This window comes from Furfurilactobacillus curtus (genome assembly GCF_045862785.1).
Lineage (GTDB): Bacteria > Bacillota > Bacilli > Lactobacillales > Lactobacillaceae > Furfurilactobacillus > Furfurilactobacillus curtus.
The window spans coordinates 1-2,070 of the sequence record NZ_BQXO01000023.1; the positions used below are offsets into that span (position 1 = coordinate 1).

General features: G+C 43.8%; 3 protein-coding genes. All 3 read left to right on the forward strand.

The genetic code is table 11. The features are described from left to right. A partial coding sequence (locus tag ACKTR2_RS10175) for a type IA DNA topoisomerase (protein ID WP_407885016.1) occupies positions 1–1,355 on the forward strand: 1,355 nt, incomplete at its 5' end. 121 nt (positions 1,356–1,476) lie between these two features. Further along, on the forward strand, positions 1,477–1,692 hold the full coding sequence (locus tag ACKTR2_RS10180; protein ID WP_041153659.1) for a hypothetical protein: 216 nt from the start codon (positions 1,477–1,479) through the stop codon (positions 1,690–1,692). A gap of 3 nt (positions 1,693–1,695) precedes the next feature. Then, on the forward strand, positions 1,696–2,070 hold a 375-nt coding region (locus tag ACKTR2_RS10185; protein ID WP_407885018.1), incomplete at its 3' end, for an ArdC-like ssDNA-binding domain-containing protein.

Genomic DNA, 2,070 nt, shown 5'->3' on the forward strand with positions numbered 1-2,070 from the left:
CTAAACGCGTTCAGAAAAGCTCACAGGCCGGTTTAATCAAGAACGTCCAAAAGCAAGGCAAGAAGCGTGCTAGTCCCCAACTATTCTCGCTATCTAGTCTCCAAAGTGCCATGAATAAACGTTATCACGCCAGCGCCAGCCAAACCTTAGCGGCTATTCAAAGCTTATACGAAGACAAACTACTCAGTTATCCCCGCACCGATTGTGCTTATATCACTGATGAAGAATTTGATTATTTAGTGGCTAATCTGACGAAGTATCTGGGGTTAGTCTCTAAACAAGTCGCTTTAACCAATACCACCCCAAATAAGCGCTATGTTAATGGAAAAAAGGTTGAAGAACACTACGCCATTATCATGACTAAAGTCGTGCCGACGAAAGAGAAACTAGCCAGCTTGCCTAAATTACAGCAACAAGTCTATGACTTGGTTTTAAGAACCACATTAGCCATGTTTGCTGATCCGTACGAGTACGAGGAAACCATTATTATCACCCAAGTTGGTGACGCCAATTTTAAAGCAACCGGTAAGGTCCCAACTAAGCAAGGTTGGCAAGCTTTATTTGATGATCACAAAACCGACCAGCAAGAGGCAGCCACCCTACCGATCGTTCACCAAGGCGACCAAGTTCAAGCGAATCTGCAAACGCCGCAAAAAGAAACAACACCTCCGGTACCCTTTACCGAAGGTACCCTGATTACGGCCATGAAGACCGCTGGCAAAACGCTTGATGATGAAGTAGCCCAGGCGATTCTCAAAGATGTGCAAGGCATTGGGACAAGTGCGACCCGGGCAAATGTACTGGAAATATTAAAAAAACGCGGCTATCTCGTCACTGAAAAAAATAAGCTGCACGTCAGTGAAGCGGGGATTACTTTATGTAAAGCGGTTGAACTCGAACCCTTGCTAACTAGCCCAGAAATGACGGCTAAATGGGAGCAAGCGTTACAGCAAATCAGTACCGAAGAACGCACTCCGGATAATTTTTTGAGCCAAATCAAGAAGTTTGTGGCGAAGTTAATCGCTGATGTTCCCACACAATTAACCGGCAATGCAGCCATTAAGCAACAAATCAATCACCAACAGCAAGCACAAAAGTCCGACGAGGTCTTCTTAGAAACACCGCAAGCGACCGTTTTAAATAAACAGAAGTTTTACATTGTAAAGCCTAAGCAAGGCGAAGACTTTACCCTGCCCAAGAAATGGAGCAGTAAGACCCTCGGTAAGACCGCAATTAAAGCGTTGGTCACCAAAGGGAAAACCAGAAAATTAAAGGGTTTCAAGAGCAAAAAGGGAAAGTCGTTTGACGCCAAGCTAAAACTTGACGGTCATAAATTAAGTTTTGATTTTGATTAGAACCTGCCTACCGCCCTGCACTACGTTCCGGTTGGTGAACCCGTCATTTAGGTTCACTTTTACAACCCTAAAAGTAAACCCAAACAACGGGTGAGATTAGCAAAGCAAAGGAGATCATGAAATGGATAACGAATTAACAGTCATTGGGAGTGAATTACCGGTTTTGCAGACTAAAGGAGCCTACAAGTATTTAAAAGAAATTACTGGAAATGGAGCTTACTATCAAGTGGCTTGGCAAAAATTAGCCGATGGCTACGTTGCCCTTTATGGCACGACCCCGATTCAAATAAGATCATTGCCAACATTGAATGATATTTTTGAAGATGAGGAGGGGTAACTTATGCCAAATAAAGCAGATGTTAAGGCTTGGAAAGCACAATTAGTCGCCCAGGCTGAACAGCAAATCCTAAAATTAACTGATAGTGACCAATTTAAAAAGTATCTCAATACCCTGGCTAAATTTCATCGTTATAGCGCCAGAAACATTGATTTAATTTATGCGCAAAATCCTCAAGCCACTCAAGTCGCCGGTTTTAAGCAATGGCAGAAGGCTTTTAACCGCACCGTTAATAAGGGCGCTAAATCCATTCGGATTGCGGCTCCGATCATTAAGAAGCTAACACCAGCCGAGCAGAAGCATCTTGATACCACCGATGAGCGCGCCATTGTCGGTTATCGCTATCTACCCGTCTTTGATGTGGCACAAACTAGCGGT